This is a genomic window from Cyanobium gracile UHCC 0281, assembly GCF_034931305.1.
Classification (GTDB): Bacteria; Cyanobacteriota; Cyanobacteriia; order PCC-6307; family Cyanobiaceae; genus Cyanobium; species Cyanobium gracile_A.
Genome location: NZ_JAYGHY010000002.1, coordinates 89,383 through 113,277 on the forward strand (window position 1 = coordinate 89,383; position 23,895 = coordinate 113,277).

23 protein-coding genes and 1 tRNA gene are annotated in these 23,895 nt (G+C 68.3%); 10 read left to right on the forward strand and 14 right to left on the reverse strand.

The genetic code is table 11. The features are described 5' to 3' along the window. Positions 1-9 precede the first annotated feature (9 nt). Positions 10-1,209 (forward strand): hypothetical protein, encoded by a 1,200-nt coding sequence (locus VB739_RS01170; RefSeq protein WP_323355314.1) that lies wholly within the window; start codon positions 10-12, stop codon positions 1,207-1,209. 24 nt (positions 1,210-1,233) lie between these two features. Here VB739_RS01170 and VB739_RS01175 read toward each other — a convergent pair whose 3' ends face one another. The 3 genes from VB739_RS01175 to VB739_RS01185 are packed head-to-tail and all read right to left on the reverse strand — an operon-like array spanning position 1,234 to position 6,248. Continuing rightward, positions 1,234-2,277: a transporter gene (locus VB739_RS01175; RefSeq protein ID WP_323355315.1), complete on the reverse strand. Its 1,044-nt coding sequence runs from the start codon at positions 2,275-2,277 to the stop codon at positions 1,234-1,236. A gap of 6 nt (positions 2,278-2,283) precedes the next feature. Next, positions 2,284-4,710 carry an arylsulfatase gene (locus VB739_RS01180; RefSeq protein WP_323355316.1) on the reverse strand — a complete coding sequence of 809 codons (2,427 nt, stop codon included), beginning with the start codon at positions 4,708-4,710 and terminating at the stop codon, positions 2,284-2,286. Next, the gene (locus VB739_RS01185) at positions 4,707-6,248 is read right to left on the reverse strand and encodes an arylsulfatase (RefSeq protein ID WP_323355317.1); all 1,542 of its coding nucleotides are present in this window, start codon (positions 6,246-6,248) and stop codon (positions 4,707-4,709) included. Before VB739_RS01185 ends, VB739_RS01180 begins: the two co-directional genes overlap by 4 nt. Positions 6,249-6,731: 483 nt before the next feature. Here VB739_RS01185 and VB739_RS01190 point away from each other — a divergent pair, with 483 nt between their 5' ends. The 5 genes from VB739_RS01190 (at position 6,732) to VB739_RS01210 (ending at position 8,887) form a co-directional block, all read left to right on the forward strand. After that, positions 6,732-6,890, forward strand: coding sequence for a pentapeptide repeat-containing protein (locus VB739_RS01190; protein WP_323355318.1), 159 nt, complete (start codon positions 6,732-6,734; stop codon positions 6,888-6,890). Positions 6,891-7,059: 169 nt separating this feature from the next. Further along, a complete protein-coding gene (locus tag VB739_RS01195) occupies positions 7,060-7,341 on the forward strand; it encodes a hypothetical protein (protein ID WP_323355347.1) in 282 nt (93 codons plus the stop codon). A gap of 11 nt (positions 7,342-7,352) precedes the next feature. After that, the gene (locus VB739_RS01200) at positions 7,353-7,919 is read left to right on the forward strand and encodes a hypothetical protein (protein WP_323355319.1); all 567 of its coding nucleotides are present in this window, start codon (positions 7,353-7,355) and stop codon (positions 7,917-7,919) included. Positions 7,920-8,042: 123 nt separating this feature from the next. Continuing rightward, the gene (locus tag VB739_RS01205) at positions 8,043-8,339 is read left to right on the forward strand and encodes a hypothetical protein (protein ID WP_323355320.1); all 297 of its coding nucleotides are present in this window, start codon (positions 8,043-8,045) and stop codon (positions 8,337-8,339) included. After that, on the forward strand, positions 8,336-8,887 hold the full coding sequence (locus VB739_RS01210; protein WP_323355321.1) for a hypothetical protein: 552 nt from the start codon (positions 8,336-8,338) through the stop codon (positions 8,885-8,887). The genes VB739_RS01205 and VB739_RS01210 overlap by 4 nt, the downstream gene beginning before the upstream one ends. 9 nt (positions 8,888-8,896) lie before the next feature. On the opposite strand, the gene VB739_RS01215 is transcribed toward VB739_RS01210, so the two are convergent. After that, entirely contained in the window at positions 8,897-9,349 is a 453-nt protein-coding gene (locus VB739_RS01215) for a hypothetical protein (protein WP_323355322.1), read from the reverse strand. Positions 9,350-9,552: 203 nt separating this feature from the next. Between VB739_RS01215 and VB739_RS01220 the strand changes: the two genes are divergently transcribed. After that, positions 9,553-9,732, forward strand: coding sequence for a Nif11-like leader peptide family natural product precursor (locus VB739_RS01220; protein ID WP_323355323.1), 180 nt, complete (start codon positions 9,553-9,555; stop codon positions 9,730-9,732). On the opposite strand, the gene VB739_RS01225 is transcribed toward VB739_RS01220, so the two are convergent. The 3 genes from VB739_RS01225 to VB739_RS01235 form a co-directional block, all read right to left on the reverse strand. After that, on the reverse strand, positions 9,680-12,505 hold the full coding sequence (locus VB739_RS01225) for a bifunctional acetate--CoA ligase family protein/GNAT family N-acetyltransferase (RefSeq protein ID WP_323355324.1): 2,826 nt from the start codon (positions 12,503-12,505) through the stop codon (positions 9,680-9,682). The genes VB739_RS01220 and VB739_RS01225 overlap by 53 nt on opposite strands. Further along, a complete protein-coding gene (locus VB739_RS01230) occupies positions 12,502-12,948 on the reverse strand; it encodes a universal stress protein (RefSeq protein WP_323355325.1) in 447 nt (148 codons plus the stop codon). Before VB739_RS01230 ends, VB739_RS01225 begins: the two co-directional genes overlap by 4 nt. Before the next feature lie 67 nt (positions 12,949-13,015). Then, positions 13,016-15,097 carry a cation:proton antiporter gene (locus VB739_RS01235; RefSeq protein WP_323355326.1) on the reverse strand — a complete coding sequence of 694 codons (2,082 nt, stop codon included), beginning with the start codon at positions 15,095-15,097 and terminating at the stop codon, positions 13,016-13,018. A 128-nt stretch (positions 15,098-15,225) separates the two neighbouring features. Here VB739_RS01235 and VB739_RS01240 point away from each other — a divergent pair, with 128 nt between their 5' ends. Continuing rightward, positions 15,226-16,533: a Rieske 2Fe-2S domain-containing protein gene (locus VB739_RS01240; protein WP_323355327.1), complete on the forward strand. Its 1,308-nt coding sequence runs from the start codon at positions 15,226-15,228 to the stop codon at positions 16,531-16,533. 19 nt (positions 16,534-16,552) lie between these two features. Here the strand turns inward: VB739_RS01240 and VB739_RS01245 are convergent, their stop codons facing one another. Next, positions 16,553-17,203 (reverse strand): ParB-like protein, encoded by a 651-nt coding sequence (locus VB739_RS01245; RefSeq protein WP_323355328.1) that lies wholly within the window; start codon positions 17,201-17,203, stop codon positions 16,553-16,555. Positions 17,204-17,287: 84 nt separating this feature from the next. Here VB739_RS01245 and VB739_RS01250 point away from each other — a divergent pair, with 84 nt between their 5' ends. Together VB739_RS01250 and VB739_RS01255 are read left to right on the forward strand one after the other, a co-directional pair. Continuing rightward, on the forward strand, positions 17,288-18,415 hold the full coding sequence (locus VB739_RS01250; RefSeq protein ID WP_323355329.1) for a sirohydrochlorin chelatase: 1,128 nt from the start codon (positions 17,288-17,290) through the stop codon (positions 18,413-18,415). Positions 18,416-18,805: 390 nt separating this feature from the next. After that, on the forward strand, positions 18,806-19,039 hold the full coding sequence (locus VB739_RS01255) for a DUF2811 domain-containing protein (RefSeq protein ID WP_323355330.1): 234 nt from the start codon (positions 18,806-18,808) through the stop codon (positions 19,037-19,039). Between the two features lie 156 nt (positions 19,040-19,195). On the opposite strand, the gene VB739_RS01260 is transcribed toward VB739_RS01255, so the two are convergent. The 6 genes from VB739_RS01260 to VB739_RS01285 all read right to left on the reverse strand — a co-directional run bounded on the left by VB739_RS01260 (position 19,196) and on the right by VB739_RS01285 (position 23,776). Beyond that, positions 19,196-20,869 carry a GMC family oxidoreductase gene (locus VB739_RS01260; protein ID WP_323355331.1) on the reverse strand — a complete coding sequence of 558 codons (1,674 nt, stop codon included), beginning with the start codon at positions 20,867-20,869 and terminating at the stop codon, positions 19,196-19,198. 205 nt (positions 20,870-21,074) lie between these two features. After that, positions 21,075-21,151: transfer RNA gene (locus VB739_RS01265), tRNA-Met, on the reverse strand. A 65-nt stretch (positions 21,152-21,216) separates the two neighbouring features. Next, complete coding sequence (locus VB739_RS01270; RefSeq protein WP_323355332.1) at positions 21,217-22,200, reverse strand: asparaginase; 984 nt, start codon at positions 22,198-22,200, stop codon at positions 21,217-21,219. A gap of 31 nt (positions 22,201-22,231) precedes the next feature. Next, a complete protein-coding gene (locus tag VB739_RS01275) occupies positions 22,232-22,750 on the reverse strand; it encodes a CGLD27 family protein (RefSeq protein WP_323355333.1) in 519 nt (172 codons plus the stop codon). 11 nt (positions 22,751-22,761) lie between these two features. Further along, positions 22,762-23,148 carry a ribosome silencing factor gene (gene rsfS, locus VB739_RS01280; RefSeq protein ID WP_323355334.1) on the reverse strand — a complete coding sequence of 129 codons (387 nt, stop codon included), beginning with the start codon at positions 23,146-23,148 and terminating at the stop codon, positions 22,762-22,764. Continuing rightward, positions 23,141-23,776 carry a DUF3318 domain-containing protein gene (locus VB739_RS01285; RefSeq protein ID WP_254945847.1) on the reverse strand — a complete coding sequence of 212 codons (636 nt, stop codon included), beginning with the start codon at positions 23,774-23,776 and terminating at the stop codon, positions 23,141-23,143. The genes rsfS and VB739_RS01285 overlap by 8 nt, the downstream gene beginning before the upstream one ends. Positions 23,777-23,895 lie beyond the last annotated feature (119 nt).

The following is a 23,895-nucleotide window of genomic DNA, read 5'->3' on the forward strand; positions in this document are numbered from 1 at the left end:
GCTGTCCTTGTGACCCATCCGAACGCACAGGAGGGCGCCCGTATCGATCGAATCACCCCCATCGAGCTCAGCTTTTCTCCCGTGGTGGAGGATGCCCCCTATCGCTGGCTTCGCAGCCTCGGTCTGAATCCGCGGCAGAGCCAGGGGCTGGTGAAGCGGGCGATCGGGGTGGCGCTGTTCACCTGGCTGCCGATCGTGATCTGGGCCTGGTTCCACAACCGATTGCTTGGAATCTCAGTGCCAGAACCCCTGCTGGCGCACTACGGCATCTCCGTCACCTGCCTGGTGGCGATTCCCCTGCTGATCCTGGGGGAGGGGGTGGCTCGCCGGGTGGTGGAGCGCACGGTGTTCCAGTTCGCCTGCAGTGGATTGGTGGTGGACGGCCAGCTGGATCGGTTCCGTTCGATCCTCAAGAGCATGGCTCGCCTGCGGGACCTTTCCCTGCCCTGGGTGCTGGTGCTCGGGGTGGTGGCGGCCATCACCCTGACCTCACCCACCAGCCTCGATGGCCTCAACTGGGCCGCGGAGGGCGGGGGACGGCTTGGCTTCGGCGGGGCCTGGTTCCTCTATGTGGCTCGGCCGATCTACATCGCCCTGCTGCTGGGCTGGGGCTGGCGCCTGCTGCTGGTGGGCCTGCTCTGCTGGCGCATCGCCCGTCTGGATCTCTCTCTGGTGCCCACCCATCCCGACCGAGCCTGCGGGCTGGGATTTCTGGAGGTGCTGCCCGAAGCGTTCTCGCTCTGGGCCCTGGCGATGTCAGCGGTGATCATGGCGAGCTGGACCCATGAACTGCACCACCACGGCCAGACATTGCGGGGGTTGCACCTGCCCTTCCTGGCCTTCATCGCCGGCACCACCCTGGTGATGGTGGCACCGCTGCTGGCCTTTGCCCCCCGGCTGATCGCGTTCAGGCGCCAGGCCCTGCGGGACTATGGCGCCCTGGTGGGTGTCCATGGCCGCCTGGTGCGACAGCGCTGGATCCTGGGAGAGCGGCTGGCGGACGCAGACATCCTGGAGGCCCCTGAGCTGGGCCCGATTGCCGACACGGCCGCGATCTACGACGCTGTCCGGGCTACCCGTCCTACCCCTGTCAGTCTGCCGGCACTGCTCAAGATCCTGGTGCCCCTGCTGATCCCGGCGCTGATCGGCATCAGCACCCAGATCCCGCTGCGCCAGCTGTTGCTCAAGATTGGCCATGCCCTGCTCTGACGAGGGTGTGGCTCCCCCCGGCGTTCAGAAGGACTGCTGAAACTGCAGCCGCAGTTGCCAGCCATCGGGACTGTTGTCGTTGCCGGCCAGCACGGCACCACCGGTGAGGGAGAGCCTGGCCTTTGACCAGGGGCTGCCGCCGATGGTGGCGCCCAGGGCCGTCCAGGCCTGTTGATTGTCGCCGGCCTGGCCGTCGCTGAAGGTTTGACCGCCCAGCCTGGAGTAGGAATCCAGCGACACCCACAGTTGCTTGTTGAGGTCGTGGGTGAGGTGCATCTCCAAGGTGCCCATGGGGGCCTGGGTGGTCTGGTTGGGGGCGAATTGGTTGGCGAGCCTGTTGCCCACCTGCCGCCCCCGGATCGAGAACTCAGGGAAGGCGGGGTCGTTGTTGGGGGTGTAGAGATCCACGCTGGGCAGGATCTCGAAGGTGGTGGTCTTCCCCGGTGCCCAGTTGGGGCTGAGCCGCACCGTGGTGGGAAGGCCGGCCCGGAAGGTCCAGCGGTTGGTGCCGATGTTGACCAGTCGATCATTCTGATAGTCGCCGGTGGGGGGCATCACAGCCACCAGGCCATAGACCACCACAGGCGGATTCTGCTTTTGCATGTAGGCCCCGAACTCCGCCGGTGCCAGGGCCGGGGTGTTCACAAGGCCCACGGTGAAGTGGGCGTAGCTGTCGGCCAGGCCCTGCTTGCTGGGCGTCACCCCGCGATTGGCGGTGGAAAGGCTGACATTGGCCCAGGCGTAGGGAACCGCCACCGACACCTGGGAGAGCCGATGGCCGATCCCGATGAAGCGGGCATAGCTCGGCACCACGACATAGGTGTCGACGCTGAGATTGGGAAAGATGATGCTGGTGTCGACGACGGTGTTGGAGCTGCTGTACATCCCCGAAACCGTGAACACGTTCGTGCCCGCAGGAGCCAGCCAGAACTGACGAGGACCGTAGGCCTGGGCCTGTGCGGGCCGGCCCCAGTCCAGGGCCAGGGTCAGCCCGCAGGCCGCGAAGGCGGCGGTGCGTATCGCAACGGAGCAGCGCTTGGAAATCCGGGGGGCAGGTGTTGCGTTCATGCTGATTCAGTTCATCTTCACGTCAACGCCGTGGATCGTGCCGTCGAAGCGGAAGGGCCGGCGCTCGAAGTAATCGAGTGACACCGTTGAGCCGAGATCCACGCCCACATCAAAGGTTTCGCTGGGGGAGAAGGCAGCGGGCACGGTGCGAGCCGCCGTGGTGCGCGCCACCTCCTGACCATCCAGCTTCAGCACCACCTCAGCCGGCGAGAGGGGCTGCGCACTGGCGAAGGTGGTGGTCACCTCGATGCGATGCCTGCCGGCGGGGATCCTGTTCTTCGAACGAGCGGTATAGCGCTCGATGATCATCATGTTGTACTCGTAAATGAGCTGTCCCTTGTCCAGGTAGAGGCTGAGGCCGCCGCCCGATCCGCCCAGGGCATACAGCACGCCGGAGCCGTTCTCCTTGAAATCGGCATCAATGCTCACGGTGCTGCTCTCCCGGCCCAGTCCCGGGGCCGTGAACTCCGGCATGCGCGTGGTGGTGGCATCGAACTGCCAGCTCCTGTAGGGCGACTTGATCCGGTCTTCGGGGTGAAGCCGCAGCCAGATACCGGCGCCCAGCGGATAGACCTTGTTGGCCACGGCCTGCTGATCGAAGGATGTCTGAAGTTGGGCCAGCCGTTGCGGTTCACGGGCGGCGAGATCGTCGGCTTCGGAGAAGTCAGCGTTGAGGTTGTAAAGCTCCCATTTGTCCTTGGCCGAATCCCAGGAGGCCAGCCCTGGCGCGCCCGGCAGCCAGGGGACCAAAGGGCCGAAGGTGGCGGCGAGCCAGCCGTCCTGGAAGATGGCGCGACTGCCGTTGTTGTCGAAGTACTGAACCTTCTTGCGCGTGGGCGCCTTGGCATCGGCGAAGGTGTAGGCCAGGCTCACCCCATCGATCGGATCCTGCTGGAATCCATCCACCATGGTGGGCGGCTTGATGCCGATGAGTTCGTAGATCGTTGGCGCGATGTCATTGACATGGTGGAACTGGGGCCGGGGTGTCTTGTCGGGCTTGATCCCTTTGGGCCAGGAGATCACCATCGGATTGCGGGTACCGCCGAAATGGGAGGCGATCAATTTGGTGTATTGGAATGGCGTGTTGCCTGCCCAGGCCCAGCCGGCGTGGTACATGCTGTCGGTCTTGGGACCGCCCAACAGATCGAGGCCGCCCATCTTCTCCAGGGCCGCGATCTGCTGCTCGACGGTGTTGGGGATCCCGTTCTGAGCCAGCAACTCGCTGATCGTGCCGTTCTGGCCTTCGGCGCTGGCGCCGTTGTCGCCGAAGATGTAGATGACGATTGTGTTGTCCCGCACCCCCAGGCGCTCCAGCTCATCGATCACCTTGCCCACCTGGGCATCCACGTGCTCGACGAAGCCGGCGTAGATCTCCATCAGCCGAAGCTGGAACGGCCGCTGGGCCGCCGGAATGCTTTCCCAGGCGGGCATGGTGCCGGTGCGGGGCGTCAGTTTGGTGTTGGCGGGAATCCAGCCGAGTTGCTTCTGGCGCGCGAACACCCGCTCGCGGTAGGCATCCCAGCCGGTATCGAACTTGCCCTTGTACTTCTCGGACCACTCCTTGCCCACCTGGTGGGGCCCGTGGGCCGCCCCAGGGGCCCAGTAGAGGAAGAAGGGCTTGTCAGGTGAGAAGGCCCGGTGCTTGCGCAGCCAGTCGATGCTGCGCTGGGCCATGTCCTCGCTGAGGTGGTAATTCTTGTCGTGCGGTGGCTCAATGGCGGTGGTGTTCTCCACCAGGCGGGGCTCCCACTGGGAGGTTTCACCGGCGAGGAAGCCGTAGAAGTAATCGAAGCCGTGGCCCGTCGGCCAGCGATCGAACGGCCCCATGGCAGTGGTCTGATCCGCCGGTGTGTTGTGCCACTTGCCGAAAGCCGCCGTCTTGTAGCCGTAGTGGTGCAGCACTTCGGCCATGGTGGCCGACGTTTTCGGAATCACGCCCGTGTAGCCATCCCAGTCGACGGCCCGTTCGGCGATCGTGCCGTTGCCCACCCGCTGGTGATTGCGTCCGGTGAGCAAGGCCGCCCGGGTGGGGGAGCAGATGGCGGTGGTGTGAAAGGTGTTGTAGCTCAGGCCCTGGTCCGCCAGTTTGCTGAGGGTGGGCGTGTTGATCTCGCCGCCGAAGGTGGAGGCCTGGCCGAAGCCGACGTCGTCCAGCAGGACGATCAGTACGTTGGGCGCATCGGCTCTGAGGTGCTGGGGCTGGGCGCGGCGTTTGTGCACCGAGTCCTGCAGTCGGGGGCGGGCGAGGCTGGCGCTGGGCACCGGCGGGAAAGGCAGCACCGAGCCGTCGGTGGGGGTGGCGGCTGGGCTGGCTGCCGATTGGGCTGATGCCGTGGCTGATGCGCTTGGACGGGCCCAGGCCCCGGAGATCACGCCACTGCTGAGCAGCAGACACACCAGCGCCACCGCCAGGAACCGGAATGGCGGCTTCATGGCTTGGGCAGCACCGGCTTCTGTTGCGGCAGTCCGCCGTCATCGATGTCGAAGTCGGGGTCCAGGATCGTCTTCTCGCCCTGGGCGCCGAGGTAGTCGGGCTGGGCCTTCAACCACTCGCTCATCTTCTGCTGCTTGGCATAGGCCTGTAAGCGGGCCTCGAGATCACGCACCACCTCAGGGTTCTGCTCGGCCACGTTGTTCTTCTCGCCGGGGTCGGCCTTGAGGTCGAACAGTTCGATCTTGCCCGGCAGCAACGCAATCTTCACCAGCTTCCACTGGCCCTTGATGATGGCGCCGCGGAAGGCTTCGACGTTGATCAGGAGGTCGTCGTGGGGCGAGGGCTTGCCTTCGGTGAGCATCGGCAGGAGGTTCTTGCCATCGAGGGGCTTGCTGGAGGGGTTTGGCGCCGCGCCGGCCAGGGCCAGGGCGGTGGGCATGATGTCCACCATCTGCGCCGGCTCACTGATCACGGCGGGCTTCAAGGTGCCGGGCCAGTTGAAGATCGTCGGCACACGCACACCGCCTTCGTAGAGGCTGCCCTTGCCACCGCGCAGGTTGCCGTTGCTCGCCGGCAGGGAGCCCTCCTTCACGCCGCTTTCGGCCCGCTCTTCGCGGGAGTGGGCACCGCTGGCCACCACGGCACTGCGGGGGCCACCGTTGTCGCTGGAGAAGATGATCAGGGTGTTCTCGCGCATCCCCCGCTTTTCCAGGGCAGCCACGATGCGGCCCACCTGGTCGTCCACCGAGGTGACCATGGCGGCATAGGTGCGGCGGGTCGGGTCCTTGATGCTGGCGGCGTAACGGTCTTCATCGGCCTTCTGGGCCTGATAGGGGGCATGGGGCGCCAGGGAGGCGAAGTAGAGGAAGAAAGGCTTGGTTTTGTCTTGCCGCTCGATCTGCTTCACCGCCTCGTCACCGATCAGGGGCAGGTAGTAGGTGGTCTCCTGCAGGAATTTGCCGTCGCGCTGCCAGTCGACGATGCCGCCGCGCATCTTGGTGAAGTAGTCGACCTCGCCGACGAGGTTGCCGTAGAAGTGATCGAAGCCCCGCTTCTGCGGCCAGTATTTCTTGTCGGCATGGCCCAGGTGCCACTTGCCCACCATCGAGGTCTGGTAGCCCGCCTCCTTCAGCGCCTGGGGCAGGGTGCGCTCATCCGTTGGCAGGCCGTAGGTGTGGTTGGGAAAGATCACCAGGGTCTGGAGGCCGTAGCGCATCGGGTGGCGTCCCGTCATCAGGGCAGCCCGGGACGGCGTGCAGACGGGCATGCCGTGGAAGGACTCCATCCGAACGCCCTCCCGGGCCAGCTTGTCGATGTTCGGCGTCTTGATGTCGCTGCCCCGGTAGCCGAGATCGGCATTGCCGAGGTCGTCGGCCAGGATCACGATGATGTTCGGTCGGTTCGCCCCGCCAACCGCCCCAGCAGCGGGCCGGTTGGCCTCCAGTGCAAAGGCGGGCACCAGGGCGAACCAGATCAGGCAGGCCAGAGCGGTGAGGCCGGCCAGGGAAAGCAGCTTCGGCTTCTTAAAGGGGTTCATCCGTATGGGCTTCATTCGTCAGTGGCTCCCTCTGAGTCGACGACGGGCTGTTCACATCCCAAGCGACTGGGGCGCCAAGGCTTGAATCACCTTGATGATTGACAGCCTGATTGCGTATCGCATGGAACATTTCGTCATGATGTGCCGCTTCTTCGGTGGCAACATGTCAACGACTTGGCGTGGCAATGCGTGAGGGCGTTGATCTTTTGGGGTCAAGTTGATCTGTTGGCGTCAATGAATCTCCCGGCTCAGGCCCGTCAGTCGCGATAGGCTGCCGCAGCATGTCTGGCTCCGTAACACAAGCTCGCCTGCGACCAGCACTCTGTGGTGGATGGACTTGATCAGTGCTGGCCCTTGTGAATCGTTGAGGATCTCTCCGCAGACGGGCTCTGGCAGGACGACTTCGGATCGCAGGGAACGAATCTGGAGGTCGTCAGGATCCCTTTCAGCCGTTGGCGCGGGAACATTATCGCCAACACGGTGATGAGGAAGGCCAATCTTCAGGGCGCTCACCTGAAGGGGGCCAACTTCAGCCGAGCCATTTTCGGCGAGGTCGACCTCACCGGCGTCCTTTTCCAGGTTGCTGATCTCAGGGGAATGGATCTCGACCCGAGCGCTTCCTCCTTCATCGAGCGTCTGTGATTCGATTGGGTTGCAGGCCGGTCTTGGTGCCCCTGGTGGTTCTGCTGCTAAGGAAACGGCTCCTCACCCTCCTGCTTGGCCTGAAACTCTCGGTGCTCTCCTGCCTGCGGGTCACCCTGCTGCGCTCGATTTCATCCTGGGGTGGCTCAGCTTCGACAGTTGGCTGTCAATGGCCCTGGCGAGCCAGCCCGGCGCCGGCATCCCGGCCGCCACCCCCGCGCCGTCTGGCCAGAAGCTGATTCAGCTTGGCGTGGTCGCGGTGATCCGGACCTTCCTGAATCAGTTTTCCAGAGCGGGAGATCGAAGCGGAGCAACGGCTGGAGTCCCGGCGTGGGGATGGGGACGTGGAGCAACGACCCCGATTACAACGTTTTTCGCGATGGCGTCGTCACCGAGATCCTTGATGCCCACTCTGGAAACAACGCTAGCCATTGTGCGCCAGCCCCATTGATTCGTTTCCCCATGCCCCACCGCCGGATCAGCCTTCACCCCTTTGGCCGCCACGCTGGCGGCACCGGCTACCGTCCCGCCGTCCTCGCTGGCGGGATGCTGGCGGGTCTGACGGCCACTCTCCTGCTGGCACCGCAGCCCGCTCCAGCGGCTCAGGCTGCTCCAGCGACCAAGGTGCTTTACACCCTTTCAACCCAGTGCGCGCTCCAGGGGGCGGCTCCGGTGCCCTGCACAGTGGAAGCGGTGGATGCGGGCGGGGCCACGCTCTACCGCCACCGCATCGGCACCGGGGTCGAAACGGTCCGCATCACCGCTGAACCGGTGACCATGGCGATCTGGGCGAACGACACCAAGCAATGGCGCCCGCTGCGCGGGGCGTCGGCCCGGTTCTCCACCAACACGGTCTGCTTCAACGGCAAGGACCTCTGTGTGGTCAACCCGAATTACCTCAACAGTGTCCGGGAGGATCGCGCCAACACCCGCCTCCAGGGCCGAGATCTGGTGATGGTGCACTTCGGCAGCGACGGTCGGGTGGACGCCAGCTGCTACGACGACGCCTGCGCGCTGCTGCTGAAATGAAAACCCTCGCTGGAATCGCTCTGTTGATGGCCGGTGTGATCGCTTCGCCGGTCGGGGCTGCCCTTGCCCTGGAAACGTCTTCTTCCTCGCTCACTCCGCAGCTGATCGCCCGCGGCGGCGGAGGTGGCAGAGGTGGTGGAGGTGCCAGGGCCGGGGGAGCTGGCAGAGCTGGTGGTGGAGCTGGCAGAGCCGCGGGTGGTGGGGCGCGCGCTGGTGGTGCGGCCAGGGCCCACAGTGGCTTCCAGGGATCCGGCGGCGCCGGTGGTCTCAACCGTGGCGCGACCCGACCCGCCGGTGGCTGGAGCGGCGGTGCCGCCGGCGGGATGGGTCGTCCTTCGCTGGCTGGTCCCGTGGCACGACCTGGTGGGGTTGGAGCAGCAGGCCTCAACCGGCCTGCAGGGGTTGGGGCAGCGGGTGTGAACAGGGTCGGCGGGGCCGGAACCCTCAACCGCAACGTCAACGCCAACCTGAACCGGAACGTCAACGTCAACCGCAACCTCAACCGCAGCGTCAACGTCAACCGCAACTGGACCCGCGCCGCCAACGTCAACGCCTTCGGTGTCCGGCCCGGCTGGGCCCGTCCGGGCTGGGGCGTCGCCCGACCCTGGAACCACGGCTGGTACGGCGGCTGGGCCACCCCGTCCTGGGGATGGTGGGGGGCCCGGGCCGCCACCTGGGGTGTGGCCACCCTGGCGACGGCTTCGATCATCAACAGTGCCGTCGACGCCGCCGTGGCCAGCAGCCAGACCGTGATCGTGGTGCCCAACACCGAGTACCAGCTGCTCTTCGGCACGGTTCAACCGACCGGCACCAGCACGGTGGCCTTCGACGTCAGTGCCAACGGCAGCGTCTATCAGCTGTCGGCCGACTGTCAGTCGGGCTTGCTGAATGGCCAGGTGCCGGGGAATGCCCAGGAAGCGGAACTCCTCAATGCCGCCTGTCAGGTGGCCTTCGGGACCGCTTCCTGAGCCGGGGGCTCACCAGGGCAGGGGAGCCCGCTGGGCGCCGATGCTGCAGCCCATCTGCTGACCCAGCAGGGCCCCGAGCGGCACGGCCCAGGTGCGGCCGTCCTGGCGGGAGGCGGCGTAGCCCAGGCCACCGCCGATGATGCCGCCCACCAGCCGGCCGACGTTGCAGCGCTGGGCGGTCTGGGCCTGGATGTAGTCGGGAGCCACCGGCAGGTTGGCCCGGTAGCGGTCGACATCATAGTCGGCCCGGTAGCCACCGCCGTAGCCATCCCCATAGGAGGAGGGGCTGGGCAGGGTGGGCACGGGGTAGGGAACACGGCGGCTGTCGACCTGACGCGGAACGCCGGCCTGGCCCCAGGGACCGGCCCAGGCCTCCAGAGGGGTGGCGAGCAGGGCCAGGGCGCCGGTGGTGCCCAGCAGTCCCGCGAGGCGGCGGGAACCCAGACGAAGGATGGTGGTCATGGTGGTTCGCGTTGTGAGGAGCGACCCCTGAAGTGGGGGTGACATCAATCAAGCGAAGCGATGTGACCGACCCGTGAATGGACCCCTGTCGATGTCCGACAAGATGCGACTCGCTGCCAGCGCCCCCTCTGCATCGCTTGTTGTCGACCCCTGGTCAGATCGCCCTGCCCTTGCCAGCGTGAGTCAGAGGGCGGGAGGACACGATGAGCTGGAGTGAACTGGAGCGCCTCGTTGACGAGGCCGAGACGGATGAGGTGATCCGCCGCGGGCTGCGCCACTGCCGCTCCAGAGCGGAACTGCTGCTGGCCGCCCGCCGGCTGGGTTTCCGCGTCACCCGGGTGGATCTGCAGCGGGCCTGGCAACTGCAGCATCAAGCAGGCTGATCTCGGCATGCACGCACTCGGCCGACGGCCGGAGCCGGAAGCCCAGCTTCTGGCAGACGTGCTGCATGCCCCTGTTCTCATGGAGGATCTCGGCGCAGATCCGCTCGAGCCCTTCGGCCCGGCCGATCGTGATCAGCAGCCCCAGCAAGGCTGTGCCTAACCCCTGCCGCTGCCAGGGATCGGCAATCAGCATGGCGAACTCGGCGGCGTTGTCGTCGTGGATCCGGCTGAGCCGGCCCACCCCCAGCACCTCGGCCGGGGCGCCGTTCTGCCCCGGCCGCTCCACCACCAGGGCCATCTCCCTGTCGTAGTCGGTGAAGCAGATCCGGGTCAGCCGTTCGTGGGCGATGCGGTGGCCCAGGGTCATCAGATGGAAGTAGCGGAAGTAGACGCTCTGCTCCGACAGGGTGCGGTGGAAGCTCACCAGCAGGGGTTCGTCTTCTGGCCGGATCGGCCGGAGCGTCACCGGTGAACCGTCGGGCAGGTGCCAGGCGCGCACGTACTCGCTGGGGTAGGGCCGGATCGCTGGCCTGGGGGTGAAACAGGTGGCCCCGGAGGAGGGTTGCAGCAGCACCCGGGCATCCAGGGCCACCAGCGACCCCTTGTCGTTCCCAGGCGCCACCCGGAGGGGATTGATGTCCAGCTCGAGGATGGCCGGGTGCTCCAGCACCAGCCGGCTGAGGCGCACCAGCAGCCGCTCCAGTGCCGCCAGATCCACCGGGGGCCGGCCGCGCACCCCCTGCAGCGCCGCATAGATGCGGGTGCGTTCCATCAGCCGCCGGGCCAGGGTGGTGTTCAGTGGCGGCAGGGCCACGGCGCTGTCGCGGAACACCTCCACCAGCAGGCCACCGGTGCCGAACAGGATCACCGGGCCGAACTGGGGGTCGATGCTGCTGCCGACGATCAGCTCGTAGGCGCCCGTGAGTTCCAGCATGGGCTGCACGGTCACCCCGCCGAAGGCGCTCTCCCCATGCAGGGCCACGATCGCTTCCTGCATGGTGCGGAAGGCCTGGGTCACCGCGGCGCCGTTGCGCAGGTTGAGTTGCACGCCACCGACGTCGCTCTTGTGGGTGAGCTCGGCGGAGAGCAGCTTGATCACCACCGGGTAGCCCATGGCGTCGGCCGCCGCCGCCGCCGCCTCGGCACTGGTGGCCATGTGGGTGGGAACGGTGGGAATGCCATAGGCCTCCAGCACCTGTTTGGCTTCCCATTCGTTCAGCAGGGTGCGTCCCTGGGCCAGCACCCCTTCCAACAGCGCTTCCACCCGCTGGCGATCGGCGTGGGGCTCGCCGGCTCCGGTCGTTTCGGTCTCGGGCACCAGGGCCGGGGTTTCGTAGAGGGCGCGCAGGTTGTCGCTGTAGCGCCACAGGAGATCGAACAGCTGCACGGCCGCGTCCGGGTAGCGGTAAGTGGCGATGCCGGCGGCATTCAGCAGGCGCTCCCCTGCCTCCACGTCCTGGCCCCCCATCCAGCTGGCCAGCAGCGGCTTGGTGGTGGTCGCCGCCAAGGCCACCAGCCGCTCAGCCGTGCTGGTGGGATCGGTCATGGCCTGGGGGGTGAGGACCACCAGCAGACCGTCGCTGTCGGGGTCGTCGAGGGCGTGGCGGATGGCCCGCTCGTAGCGGTCCGGATCCGCGTCCCCCAGGATGTCGATGGGATTGGCCCGACTCCAGTGCTGCGGCAGCACGGCATCGAGGGCTGTGAGCGTCGCCGGAGTGAGGGTGGCCAGCTGACCGCCATGGCGCACCAGGGCATCGGTGGCGATCACACCCGGCCCCCCGGCGTTGGTGAGGATCGTCAGCCGCGGACCCAGGGGACGGCGGCGTTGCTTGGCCAGCACTTCGGCCAGATCGAAGAGGTCGGTGATGCTGTCGACGCGGAGCACACCGCAGCGTCGGAAGGCGGCATCCAGGACGGCGTCACTGCCGGTGAGGGCCCCGGTGTGGGAGGCCGCCGCCTGGGCCGCCTCGGCGGTGCGGCCGGCCTTGATCACCACGATCGGCTTGGTGAGGGCGACCTCCCGAGCCGCCGAGAGGAACGAGCGGGGGTCACCGATCGATTCCATGTAGATGACGATGCTGTGGGTCTCCGGGTCGTCGCCCAGGTAGGTGATCAGATCCCCCCAGTCGACATCCAGCATCGAGCCCATCGAGACGAAGGCGCTGAAGCCCACGTTCTCCTGCAGGCTCCAGTCGAGGACGGCGGTGCAGATCGCCCCCGACTGGCTCAGGAAGCCCACGTGGCCTGGGCGGGCCATGGCGCCGGCGAAGGTGGCGTTGAGGCCGGTGCGGGGATTCATCAGCCCCAGGCAGTTGGGGCCCACCAGTCGCATGCCGCTGCGGCGCAGGCCATCGCGGATACGGGCCTCCAGGGCGATGCCGGCGGCGCCGATCTCCCGGAAGCCCGCCGACAGCACGATCACGCCCTTCACCCCGGCCGCCGCGCACTCCTCGATCAGGGCCGGCACCGTAGCGGCGGGGGTGGCGATCACGGCCAGGTCCACCGGCTCGGGCACCTCCGCCACAGTGGCGTAGGCCCGGATCCCGAGCACGCTCGGGCGCTTGGGGTTGATGGGGTAGACGGTGCCGCCGAAGGGATGGCTGATCAGGTTCCAGAGCACCCCGCGCCCGACGCTGCCTGGCCGGTCGGAGGCCCCGATCACGGCCACGGTGCTGGGCGAGAAGAGCGCCGCCAGCGGCTGGTGCTGGGAGCGCAGGATGTCGTAGGCCCGATCCGCAGCGCCGCCGCCCCCGCCGGAGGGGTTCGCTGTCATCGGATCACCAGCACCGGGCAGGGGGACTGGACCAGCACCCGCTGGGTTTCGCTGCCGATCAGCATCCCCACCAGGCCGCGGCGGCCGTGGGAGGCCATCACGATCAGGTCGCAGCCCAGTCGGGTGGAGGCCTCGACGATGGCCTGGTGGGGCAGGTCGCTCAGCACACGCTCGGCCGTGGCGTTGACGCCGGCCTCCTTGGCCACCGCCAGCGACTCCTCCAGGATGCGATCCCCATCCTTGCGGCTGGCGCTCATCAGGGCCTCCATGGTGGTGGCATCGAGCATCTCACCGAGCCCCACCACCTGCACCGGCACGCTGGCCTGGGCATGGAAGAAGGTGATGCGGGCCCCGAGGGAGGCGGCCAGGGCCACGGCGTGGCGTACGGCCGCCATCGAGAGGTCGGAACCGTCGCTGGGCACCAGGAGATGGCTGAAGGACATGGGAGCGGCAGGTCTCTCCTCTGTCTAGTCAAGGCCCTGGATCAGTGCAGTGGATCAGTGGAGTGGATCAGTGGAGTGGATCGCTGATCACCAGGGCCGAGCAGTGCAGGCGCCGCAGCAGGCTGGTGGCCTGGTCGCTGGCGGGAATCGGCACGCCCTCCACCAGGCGCCTCAGGGAGCGCAGGATCACCAGATCGTGGCTCTCGCTGCCGAGCTCGATCGCCTCGGCCACGTTCTGGTGGGCCAGGAGCTCTACCGTGACCGGCACGCCCTCCCTGGACCTGGAGGGAGAGGCAACCCAGCCCTGGAGCTGGCGGGCCAGCTGCTCCCGCTCCGCCTGGGGCAACCAGGGCTCATGGATGTGCAGCAGGGTGATGGCGGCGCCCTCACCAGGCGGGCAGGCGCTGAGCAGGCGCTCCGCCAGCTGGTACTGCTCCAGGGCGCCGGCGGAGAGGTCCTTCACCGGGACGAGCAACCGGCGGAAGCTGGCCGGGTCGTCCCGCAGACGGGCCATCACCACCGGGCAGTGAGCCTGACGGCAGATGGCGGCCACCAGATCGCCGAACAGCCAGCGCCCCAGTCGGGGCCCCGGAGCCACTCCCACCAGCACCAGATCAGCGCCCTGCTCGAGGGCCGTGCGGGCGATGCCACCGGGGATGTCGTTGTCGACCCGCAGCAGGGAGCGGCTGGGCACCCCTGCTGCCGCAGTGAAGGCATCGGCCCGCTCCAGCAGCGCTCGCCCTTCGGCCAGAGCCCTGTGCACGAGCGGCTGGGGCCGGCGACCCGCCTCGGCCTGGCGCGGCGACACCACCGACAGGGGCAGCACGGTTCCCTGCCGGCCCGCATCGCCATCGATCAGCCGTCCTGCCAGCACCAGCAGCGGTTCCTCGCTGCGGGCCTCGCTGATCGGCACCAGCACCCGCAGGGCCCGTCGCACCAGGGCCAGCTGACCGCTCTCCTGCAGGCTGAGATCCTGGGCCCCACGCGTGGCCATCCGGGTCATGGCTACCGAGGTGAGGATCGGTCCGAGGGTGGCGGTCACCACCATCAGGGCCAGCACGCTGTTGAGCACCCGCTCATCCAGCAGCCCCTGCCGGTACCCCACGTAGGTGGCGGCGAGAGTCGCGGCCACCTGGGGGAGCGAGAGCGACCACAGGGTGAGCATCTCGGGGCCGTCGTAGCGGTAGAGCAGGCCCGACCACCAGGAGGCCAGACCTTTGCTGGCGATCAGCGCCAGGATCAGGGCAATGGCGAAGACCGAGCCCGACAGGGTGCTCAGGAACACCGGCACATTCAGCAGCAGACCCAGATCGATGAAGAACAGGGGGATGAACAGGCTCGCCCCCACCACCACCACCTGCTCCTTGACGCGGCCATCGGGCAGGACGCCATTCACGGCGAGTCCGGCCAGAAAGGCGCCGACGATCTTCTCCACCCCGACCAGCTCCGCCCCCACCGCCGCCAGGAACAGGGCCAGCAGCACCGCCACGAACAATCGGCTGTCACCGTCGACGCTGCGGCGGATCAGTCCGCGGCCCAGCCGTCGGATCAGCAGCAGCACGGCGGCGGCGTAGAGGGCCACCTTGAGCAGCAGGCCCACCACCCCCGGCCCGTTCAGCTGGCCCTGGCCGAGGCTGACGCAGAGGGCCAGCACCACCAGGGCAGCGATGTCGGTGAAGATTGTGCCGCCGATCGCCACCGTGACGCACTCCTCCCGCATGGCGCCGAAGCTGCGCACGATCGGGTAGCCCAGGGGGGTGTGGGACGCCAGGATCGAGCCCAGCAGCACGGCGCTCACGACCGGATAGCCGTAGGCGAAGCCCAGGGCCGTGCCGGCCAGCATCGGCAGGGTGAAGGTGAGCAGGCCGAAACGGAAGGAGCGGGCCCGGATCCGCTGGAATTCCCCCAGATCGATCTCCAGCCCAGCGATGAACAGCAGATAGATCACCCCCACATCGGAGAGCAGCCGCACGGTCTCGTTGCTGGACACCAGCCAGCCGAGGCCATGGGGACCGATCGCCACCCCGGCCACCAGCAGTCCCACCAGATCCGGCAGCCGCAGCGGCCGCACCAGGGGCGGCACCACCACGCTGAGCACCAGCAGCAGGGCGAAGATCGCCAGGGGGTTGGCGGCCAGAAAGGTGACCACAGGAATGGAGAGGGATGGCAGGGATGTCCTCCAGGCCGTCCTAGGAGCACCGCCGCCGCCCGCCGCTGCCAGGGCGTTGTCTCGTAACGGGCCCGCACCCGTCGCCGCCGCTCAGCAGAATTGAGGGCATGACGAGCTCCGCCTGGCACCAGCACTGGTATCCGGTGGCCTATCTGCGGGATCTTGACCGCACCAGGCCCACCGCCTTCACCCTGCTGGAGGAGGACCTGGTGCTCTGGTGGGATGGCGCCGGCCAGATCTGGCGCGCCTTCGCCGATGTCTGTCCCCACCGTCTGGTGCCCCTCAGCCAGGGGCGCCTCAACGGCGCCGGGGAGCTGGAGTGCCCCTACCACGGCTGGACCTTCGCCGGCGATGGCCACTGCACCGCGATCCCCCAGGCCGAGGCTGGGGCGACCCCCAGTGCCCTCCGCTCCAGCTGCCGGGCCTACGCCACCGCCGAGGGCCAGGGCCTGCTGTTTGTGTTTGCCGGTGAGGCGGCCGCGGCCGCGGCGGTGCCCCTGCCCCTGGTGCCGGTGCTCCAGGAGCCGGGCTGGTTCGTGCAGGACACCTTCCGGGATCTGCCCATGGATGCGCTCACCCTGTTGGAGAACGTGCTCGATGTGAGCCATGTGCCCTTCACCCACCACCGCACCGTGGGCAAGCGGGAGAACGCCGCTCCGGTGGCAGCGACGATCACCAGTTCCGGCCCAGAGGGCTTCACGGCCCTGTGGCAGGAAGGGCCACGCAAGGGAACGCTCGGCAGCCAGTCCACCACCTTCGCCGCCCCTGGCCTGATGTGGCATGAGCTCACGGCGCAGGGCTTCGCCCGCATTCTGACGGTGGTCTATGCGACGCCGATCCGCCGGGGCGAATGCCGCCTGTTCGCCCGTTTCCCCTTCCAGTTCGAATCCCGCCTGCCGCCCCTGCTGCTGGGTCTGCGTCCCCTGTGGCTGCAGCACATCGCCAACCACACCGTGCTGGAGGACGACCAGGTGTTCCTGCACTGGCAGGAGCGGGTGCTGGAGCAGCGGGGCCGCAGCGGCGGTGCCGAGCGGGCGTTCTTCCTGGCCACCGGCGCCGATGTCTACGTCAAGGCCCTGCACGACTGGGTCAACGACCACGACGGCGACCCCTTCCCCGGCCAGCCCCTGCCCCCCCGCCTCGACCAGTCGTCGCTGATGGACCGCTGGCACAGCCACGGGCAGCACTGCGCCGCCTGCCGTGGCGCCCGGCGCGGACTGCGGCGCTGGCGACCGCTGTTGCAGGCGATTCCCTGGCTGGCCCTGCTGGCCGTCGACTGGTGGCAGACCCCCCAGGTTCTGGTGGTGGCGCTGCTGCTGGCCGGTGCCGCGTTGGTGCTGGCCCAGCGGTTCGATCGCTGGGAACGGCTGTTGCTGGCGGGGGATGGCGCCCCGCCTCGCAACAGGCCCGACTGAGCCGCCGGCGGACGCGATCTCAGCCTTTCCAGCCGGCCAGGTGGGAGGCGGAGCCGGAGCGCACCAGGGAACGGGCGGCGGCCAGGGCCGGCGCCAGGTTGCTGGAGCTGAAGGGGGGCAGGGGGCGGCGCCGCAGCCAGGCTCCCCAGCGGAATTCGTGGAAGGGGATCAGGGGAGCCGGATCGATCATTCCCTCCTTCTTGAGTCGCCACACCAGCGAGCGGTAGGGATCGTCCTGGAGATCCGGCAGCCGCTGCGGCAGGGCCGCCGGCGCCAGGGGGCCATGGCCGCGGCCGTCATAGAGATACAGCCAGCCCCGCTCCTGCAGCTCGGCCAGCACCGCCTCCGGTGGGGCTCCGGGCAGATCCAGCACCAGGTAGCCATAGGCCAGGGCGGCTGGATCGATTTCGATCAGTCCCCGCAGACGATGGTGGCGGTCGACCATCCAGAGCTCCCCGGCCCCACCGCGCACCAGGGGCACCGGTTTGCCGCGCAGGTAGCGCAGCCGCTGCTCGGCTGTTTCCTGGGAGAAGTCCTGCTGGCGACTGCGCACCTCCGCCAGACCCACACACATCTGGGTGGGCTGGAGGTCGGCGATGGCGACGTTGAGCAGTTCCGCCCTGGGTCCCGGTGGGGGCAGGGGCCGGTAGGGGGGCAGGTGCAGGCTCATGGGTGCCGGTGGCTCCCCCCCATCCTGGCGGCATCCCGGCTGGTCCCAGTCGCGGGAATAGGGTCAATCCACGTGCAGACGTCCATGACCACCGCCCTTGACCGAGACGGCGCCCTGGCCGGACCCCACGGCCCGATCGGTGTGCTGGTCTGCGGCCACGGCAGTCGCAACCGTCTGGCGGTGGCCGAGTTCGCCTCCCTGGCCCATCAGCTCCAGCACCACCTCGATCCGGTGCCCGTCGACCACGGCTACCTGGAGTTCGCCCGGCCGATCCTGCGCGACGGCCTGGACGCCCTGCGCCAGCGAGGTGTGCGCCATGTGCTGGCGGTGCCGGCGATGCTGTTCGCCGCCGGCCATGCCAAGAACGACATCCCCTCGGTGCTCAACACCTACGCCGCTGAGACGGGCCTGCGCATCGACTACGGCCGTGAGCTGGGGGTGGATCTCAAAATGATCCAGGCCGCGGCCGCCCGCATCCGCGCCAGCCTCGAGGCCGCTGATGCCGCCGCCGTCGCCGACGGCCGCAGTCCCGTACCGCTGCACGAGACGCTCCTGGCGGTGGTGGGGCGCGGCTCCTCCGACCCTGATGCCAACTCCAACGTGGCCAAGGTGACCCGGATGCTGGTGGAGGGCTTCGGCTTCGGCTGGGGGGAGACGCTCTATTCCGGCGTCACCTTCCCTCTGGTGGAGCCGGGCCTGCGCCAGGCGGTCAAGCTCGGCTACCGGCGCATCGTCGTCTTCCCCTATTTCCTCTTCTCCGGGGTGCTGGTGAGCCGGATCCGGCAGCACAGTGAGCGGGTCGCTGCCGACCATCCCGAGCTGGAGATGGTCCAGGCTGGCTACCTGGGCGACCATCCCCTGGTGCTGGACACCTTCCGCGAGCGGGTCGCTGAGGTGCTGGGGGGCGAGGCCAACATGAACTGCTCCCTTTGCAAGTACAGGGCCCAGGTGCTGGGCTTCGAGCGGGAGGTGGGGGCGCCCCAGCACAGCCACCACCACCACGTGGAAGGGCTGGTGGAGAGCTGCACCCTCTGCGAGCGGGAGTGCACGGGAGCCTGCCAGCCCGATGGGGTGCCCCTGCCGGTGGGAGGCCCGGCCGGCGGCCACGACCACGCCCATGTCCATGGTCAGGGGGGGCAGCATCACCATCCGATCTATCCCCATGCCGACCATCCCCTGGGTCCCCTCACCCTGCGGCGCCCTGCCGAGTGAGCCTCCGCGTCAGGGTCTGTTGGCCTCGCCGGTCTCATCTCTTGATTGGACCCGAGAGACTTGGCTCTGATCATTGTTTCCGATGGTTCGGGGCTTTCCCCCACCGCGAGGCCGTTTTCCCCCGTTTCATGGGGCTTTTTCCACAGATGGGGTGCTTCCGGCGCGCCTGGGAGGCGGGGGCTGGGGAAACTGAATGATTGCTCGGATCAGCCTTGACAGTCCCCGCCAGCGCCCATCAGCCTCTGGCATGTTGTGGGACACACGGGCCATGGCCCTGTCAGGGCAACGAGTCTCATCACGCCAAGCCCATGCTGTCGCCCATGAAGGCGTTTTTGACGCTGGGCCTCCCCTGTGGCGTACTTGGGGCGACCTCAGCCGATTCCCACCAGCATGGCCATGGATCCAGAGTGCCCGGGCTGCGTCGGCGACGCGGCGAGCGTCAGTCTTGAAGCGGAGGTGCCGGAGGTGCTCTACGACGGCATGCGGGATTTCATCAACACCCATCCGCACTGGGATCAATACAGCGTCATCACTTCAGCCCTGGCTGGATTCCTGTTCCAGAACGGTTGCCAGGAGCCCGTCGTTTCCAAGCACTACCTCGACGGACTCTTCCAGAAACCGTGAGACAAAAAAAAGCGAGGGTGCCAACCCCCGCTGATGGTTTTCTCCCTTGCCCGACCCTTTGGAGGTCGCTCCGTCATTGTGCGCAGGCTGCGCTGGGAAGACTGTGGTGATTGACACCACCTTGCCCCTCTTGTGACGGCTCCCTGACCGGCGCGCTCAGCCCCGCCGCATCCGATCCGCGGCGGCGGCGCAAGCGCGCCAGGTGATTGCCATCTCGGTGAGGGTGGGGCTCTGCCAGCCGGCGCTGGGCCAGCAGGCCCCATCGGTCACCAGCACGTTGGGGGCCCCCCAGCAGCGGTTCCAGGCATCGACCACGCCCGCCTCCGGGCTGCCGGCCATGCGGGCCCCGCCCAGTTCATGGATGTAGTACCCGGGAGGCCGCGCTTCGGGGCGCACCGCCAGGCTGTTGCGGATCAGGGGCTCCAGCAGGGGCAGGACGAACAGCTCCTCGATGGGACGGATGCGGCCCCCCGCCGAGGCCACCACCGCCTCCATGCGCCCCTGCATGTGGGCCACCATCGCCCGCTCGTTGGTGCCCCAGCGGCAGTCGATGTGGGGGATGGGCAGGTCCCAGGCATCGGTGCGCTTGCAATCGAGGCTCACCCGGTTGTCCGCCCGGGGCATCACCTCCCCATGGCCGATCAGGAACCCCACCGCCTCCCCGGGGCAGCGCCTGAGCAGGGCGGGGGGATCGAAGCGCTGCAGGGCCGCCCAGATCCCATAGCCGCGCAGAAATCCCTCCTCCGCGCTGCGCTCGTCCAGATTGACCGTGTTGGGGATGAAGCAACTCCCGGCACCGGAGAGCTCGGCGGGTTCGGTCGGCGGGGCGATCGACGGGATCGAGAAGAACCGGCTGGTGGAGATGTGGTCCATCAGGAAGCGGCCCAGGCTGCCGGAGGGGTCGCTGAGGCCGCCGCGTCGGATGGCGTCGCTGGAATGCAGCAACAGACGCACGGTTTCAATCGTCGAGGCGCAGAGCACGATCAAGGGGGCGGCGACCCGCTCCCGCCGGCCGCTTGCCGCCTCCACCAGCACCACCGCCTCGGCCAGGCCTCCCCCGGTCGCCATCTCCAGATGGCTCACCACCGCCCCGCTGCGCAGCTGCACCCGACCCGTGGCCAGGGCCCGGGCCAGGCTGAGGCCCTGGGCGCTGGAGGGGGGCCAGGGGGTCGCCGGGGTGGGTGTGTGCAGGCGGAAGCCGCGGGAATGGATCAGGGGCAGTCCCAGGTCTCGGGCGATCGCCCCCTGCAGATGTTTCTCCCCCGGCGTGAATGGCAGCGGCGGCAGGAACTGGCCGTCCGGCAGCTGGCTCAGGCCATCCCGCTGGCCGTGGACCCCCAGCAGGGTTTCCAGGCGGTCGTAGAAGGGCGCCAGCTCGGCGCTGCCGATCGGCCAGGCGGGCCCATGGCCATCCCGCCGGGCCGCCTGGAACTCCGCCTCCGACAGGCGCAGGGTGATGCCCCCCCAGGTGAGGCTCTTGCCACCCACCTGGCGCCCCCGGGTCCAGAGGAAGGGGGCGTCCGGCGGCGTGCTGTAGGGGTTCTGGCGCTCGTCGACGAACAGCTCGGGGTTGTGTTTCCAGAACCCCGGATGGTGCCGCTGCAGGCGCTGGCGGCCGCTGCTGAGATGGGCGAGGCGACGCAGGCTGTTGAGTGGCTCGCTGCCCAGGGCCCGCCGTGCCGACAGCTCCGGCCCCGCCTCGAGCACCAGCACCCGCAGCCCTGCTTCCGCCAACACCATGGCGGCCACCGATCCGTTGGCCCCCGCCCCCACCACCACAGCGTCCCAGGGAACCGCGCTGCCGGTGGTGGGGGATGGGGCGACGGACATCGGCAGGAGAACCGGTCCCGGCATCATGCAGGAGCGGCCGCTGGCCGGTGCAAGGGCCCCCGATGGTTGTGGCCGCTGGTTGGTGTCAGCTTGCCGGTCGGGCTCTCTGAACCGCAGGGTCCGTGTGGGTGATGGCCATCAAACAACAACCCCCCAGCCGATGGCTGGAGGGTTGTTGGATGAAGTCCTCGGGGGACTTCTGAGTTGGTGGCGGGGAGGAGATTTGAACTCCTGACCTTCGGGTTATGAGCCCGACGAGCTACCAGACTGCTCTACCCCGCGTCGCACCAACAGATCGTATCAGCCGATGCGCCCGCCCCCGGATCGGCTGATGGGGGCAGGGCCCCTCAGGGGCGGGCACCATCGAAACGGAGCTCGCCGATCACCTCCAGGCGCAGGTGGTCGGCGGGGGCGAGGTAGCGCTGGCGCAGGTCCACCAGGGTGGTGGGGGTGAGCCATTCCAGCTGTTCCAGCAGGTGCAGGGCCACGGCCTGCTTGGCCCGTCTGGCCCCGTCGTCGACCTTGATGGCGACCCCCATCCCTTCCCCGACCCGGCTGAGGCACTGGATGCCCTCCGCCCCTCCTTTGCTGAGCACCTGGCCGTGACCCAGGCGCATCACTTCGGTGTCGAACTCCCCTTCGCCGGCGATCAGTTCGGGGTGGGCAAGCATCGCCCGGCTGAGCCGCTCCAGGTCGGCCTGCTCCCCGCCACCGAGATGGGCAAACAACAGGGCCATCTGGGCCAGCTGCAATTGCAGGGTCGGGGCGCCGCAGTCGTCCCGGGCGCTGATCAGTTCGGCGCCCGGCAGCCCCAGCAGTTCCCCGACCCGCTTGACCACCGCCTGCTGCAGGGGATGGTCGCTCTGCAGATAGCTCTCGAGGGGCCAGTGCATCTGCCGGCAGGCGGCCAGGAAGGCCGCGTGCTTGCCGGAGCAGTTGTGCTGCAGCGGGCTGCTGCCCCCGGCGGGGGTCGGGCACTGCAGGTCTTCGGTGTCGAGCTCGGCCCCCCAGAGCAGCTTGAACGCCTCCCGAGCCTGCTGGGCGGTGCCGGCATGGGAGGCGCAGGCGATCGCCAGGCCCCGCTCCCCCGCCGCCATCCGATCAGCGGCACCGCTACCCACGAAGACGGTGGCCTGGAAGGGCTTGAGGGCCGAGCGCACGAAGCTCAGCTGCTGGGGGTCGCCGGCGCGCATCAACACCCGGCCCCGCTGGTCGCAGACCACCGCATGCACCCGGTGCCGCGATTCGACGATGCCGTTGCGCAGCAGGCGAACCTCCAGCGGCGGAATGCCGGGGCGGCCCGGGCCGGCGAAGCTGGAGGACAGGGTCATGGTGGTGAGAGAACGTCCGGGGAAGCCGACCTCAGAGAGCCTGGCAGAGCCCCGTCCCGAACAGCATCAGGGCAATGGCCACGGCGATGGCCTGGCGCAGGCGGGCCAGCACCGGTTGCACCTGGTGGCGGGCCACCAGCAGATCCTGCTGGCGCCAGGTGATCGGCTTCTCCCACACCTGGCCGTCGTACCAGCCCGATTCCTCGTACTCCACCCTCTCCGAGACCAGCCGCTTCTGCACGTAGGTCCAGCCGAGCCATTGGCGCAGCAGCAGGAACAGCGGCAGCAGGACGGCGGCGGCCCCGGCGGCGATCACCAGGCGGGGCGGATCGTGGCGCAGGGGGATGCTTCCCCCCGCCACCAGCAGCGCCAGGGGGAGGGACAGCAGCCAGGTCAGTCCCAAGGGGCGCCAGAGGCCTTTGGGTCCAGTGGCGGGCCAGCGAAAGAACCAGGAGCGGCTGAGCTGGTCGTACTCCTGCAGGGGACGCTGGGCCGGGGGCACCGGACAGGGGGTGTCCTGGCTGGGCAGGCTGGGAATGCCGGCGGCCATCTGCCCTCCCCTCAGCCGCCGACCTGGCTGGCGCCGCTCACCTCGATCGGAGCGGGGACGAAGCGCTCCTGCTCGCCATGGCCCCAGAACGATTCAAGGTCGTAGTAGCTGCGTTCCTGGGGGGTGAGCACATGAACGATCAGTTCGCCGTAGTCGAGCAGCACCCAGCGGCCTTCGCTCTGGCCCTCCCGCCGCAGGGGCAGGCGGGCCGCGTCGGTTTCGAGCCGGTCTTCCACCGAGCGGGCGATGGCCCGGACCTGCACGTCGCTGAGACCGCTGCAGATCACGAACCAGTCGGCCAGGGACGACACCTCATCGACACGGATCAGGCGGATATCGACCGCCTTGCGGTCGTCGCAGGCCTCGGCGGCGAGCAGGGCGAGGTCGCGACTATCCATAGACGTTCTCACTGGTGACCGACTGGCGGGAGCCCTGTTGCTGGGCCATTTCGGCACGGGCCTTGCCTGCACTCTTGCGTAGGGCCTCAAGGCGGTCTTCGTAGAAGGTGCGGCGCCGCTTCTTGCGGGTCTGTTCGACCAGCTCCTTGAGGGCTCCCCCCAGGCTTTTATAGGCATTGGGCAAGCTGTAGCCGAAGCGACAGGCCAGGTCGATGGCCCGCTCGTCGGCCAGGATCGCGTCCTGCAGACGCTTTTCCGAGTTGTTCTTCAGATAGAGGCGGTAGCCGGCGAAGCCCGACAGACCGAGGGCCATCACCAGCAGCAGTCCGTCCTGCACCCAGAGTTCGCCAATAGCGCCACCCAGGCCGATGGCCAGCGCCGCCATCTCCCAGCCATCCCGGGGGATCGCGTCGTTCTGGATGCGGCCCACCTCGTGCCAGAAGAGCAGGTTGCGGTGGTCGAGGGCCAATCCATCCCATTTCTCGAGATCCACCTGGATCTCCACTTCGTCACGGCCGATCTCTTCGATCGTCACCAGGGGCGGATCGACGGAGGCGGCCGCTTCCACGAACACCCAGCTCTGCATCTCAGGGGGCAGCAACCCCTTCAGGCGCTGGAGTTCGCTCATCGGCGGCGTCTCGGGCATTGGTCTCTCGTCAGATTAGCGATTGCCTGCGGTGCCAGAGGGCCACGCAGGCCGGTCGGGACGGCGACCGTGAGAGGCTGGGCGGGTTTGCCCGACCACGC

What these genes read in the sequence shown, in the direction of transcription:
- VB739_RS01250 (WP_323355329.1), top strand. Translation starts at nt 17,288, where the DNA reads ATGACCACCGCCCTTGACCGAGACGGCGCCCTGGCCGGACCCCACGGC.
- VB739_RS01190 (WP_323355318.1), top strand. Translation starts at nt 6,732, where the DNA reads ATGAGGAAGGCCAATCTTCAGGGCGCTCACCTGAAGGGGGCCAACTTC.
- VB739_RS01180 (WP_323355316.1), bottom strand. Translation starts at nt 4,710, where the DNA reads ATGAAGCCGCCATTCCGGTTCCTGGCGGTGGCGCTGGTGTGTCTGCTG.
- VB739_RS01285 (WP_254945847.1), bottom strand. Translation starts at nt 23,776, where the DNA reads ATGAGCGAACTCCAGCGCCTGAAGGGGTTGCTGCCCCCTGAGATGCAG.
- VB739_RS01240 (WP_323355327.1), top strand. Translation starts at nt 15,226, where the DNA reads ATGACGAGCTCCGCCTGGCACCAGCACTGGTATCCGGTGGCCTATCTG.
- VB739_RS01200 (WP_323355319.1), top strand. Translation starts at nt 7,353, where the DNA reads ATGCCCCACCGCCGGATCAGCCTTCACCCCTTTGGCCGCCACGCTGGC.
- VB739_RS01270 (WP_323355332.1), bottom strand. Translation starts at nt 22,200, where the DNA reads ATGACCCTGTCCTCCAGCTTCGCCGGCCCGGGCCGCCCCGGCATTCCG.
- VB739_RS01245 (WP_323355328.1), bottom strand. Translation starts at nt 17,203, where the DNA reads ATGAGCCTGCACCTGCCCCCCTACCGGCCCCTGCCCCCACCGGGACCC.
- VB739_RS01175 (WP_323355315.1), bottom strand. Translation starts at nt 2,277, where the DNA reads ATGAACGCAACACCTGCCCCCCGGATTTCCAAGCGCTGCTCCGTTGCG.
- VB739_RS01220 (WP_323355323.1), top strand. Translation starts at nt 9,553, where the DNA reads ATGAGCTGGAGTGAACTGGAGCGCCTCGTTGACGAGGCCGAGACGGAT.
- VB739_RS01230 (WP_323355325.1), bottom strand. Translation starts at nt 12,948, where the DNA reads ATGTCCTTCAGCCATCTCCTGGTGCCCAGCGACGGTTCCGACCTCTCG.
- VB739_RS01185 (WP_323355317.1), bottom strand. Translation starts at nt 6,248, where the DNA reads ATGAACCCCTTTAAGAAGCCGAAGCTGCTTTCCCTGGCCGGCCTCACC.
- VB739_RS01260 (WP_323355331.1), bottom strand. Translation starts at nt 20,869, where the DNA reads ATGTCCGTCGCCCCATCCCCCACCACCGGCAGCGCGGTTCCCTGGGAC.
- rsfS (WP_323355334.1), bottom strand. Translation starts at nt 23,148, where the DNA reads ATGGATAGTCGCGACCTCGCCCTGCTCGCCGCCGAGGCCTGCGACGAC.
- VB739_RS01275 (WP_323355333.1), bottom strand. Translation starts at nt 22,750, where the DNA reads ATGGCCGCCGGCATTCCCAGCCTGCCCAGCCAGGACACCCCCTGTCCG.
- VB739_RS01215 (WP_323355322.1), bottom strand. Translation starts at nt 9,349, where the DNA reads ATGACCACCATCCTTCGTCTGGGTTCCCGCCGCCTCGCGGGACTGCTG.
- VB739_RS01195 (WP_323355347.1), top strand. Translation starts at nt 7,060, where the DNA reads ATGGCCCTGGCGAGCCAGCCCGGCGCCGGCATCCCGGCCGCCACCCCC.
- VB739_RS01255 (WP_323355330.1), top strand. Translation starts at nt 18,806, where the DNA reads ATGGCCATGGATCCAGAGTGCCCGGGCTGCGTCGGCGACGCGGCGAGC.
- VB739_RS01225 (WP_323355324.1), bottom strand. Translation starts at nt 12,505, where the DNA reads ATGACAGCGAACCCCTCCGGCGGGGGCGGCGGCGCTGCGGATCGGGCC.